General features: G+C 33.7%; 1 protein-coding gene. It reads right to left on the bottom strand.

Annotation, left to right across the window (positions count from 1 at the left end):
* Positions 1-236: 236 nt before the first annotated feature.
* Positions 237-424, bottom strand: a 188-nt coding sequence (locus ACXAHM_RS26370) for a glycosyltransferase (RefSeq protein ID WP_474967071.1), incomplete at its 5' end; no start/stop codon positions are given.

Below are 424 nucleotides of genomic sequence, written 5' to 3'. Positions count from 1 at the left end.
GCTCACTACACTTTTTTCAAAATTCACTAAAAATCTACGTTTTTGATAGTATGAGTGGGGTGTAGTGAAAATTAACTGTCAAACTCAAGAGAAAAGTAGATGTTTAGTCCACGATGCCTTTGAGAAGTTGGTATAAATACTTGGATTAGTATACAGTAACTCTATTTTGCTCGCTACTTCTTCTACATTCATTGGATCAATATGAAAGCCATTAATTCCATGATCTACTAATTCTATTATCCTCCGATATAAGGGACTATAACCGGTAAACCATAAGACATTCCTTCTAAAATTGTTAACCCAAAAGTTTCAATCCATCCATCTGGGTGAGATAAATTAATTACAACTTTGGCTTGTCTATAAAAAGGATGAACGTTGGATTGAGAAGGATATATCTGTAGGTTTTGGGGAAGATGTAGTTCTT

The organism is Flammeovirga sp. AWQ4_249, from assembly GCF_056161045.1.
This window is presented reverse-complemented; position numbering and strand designations above follow the sequence as displayed.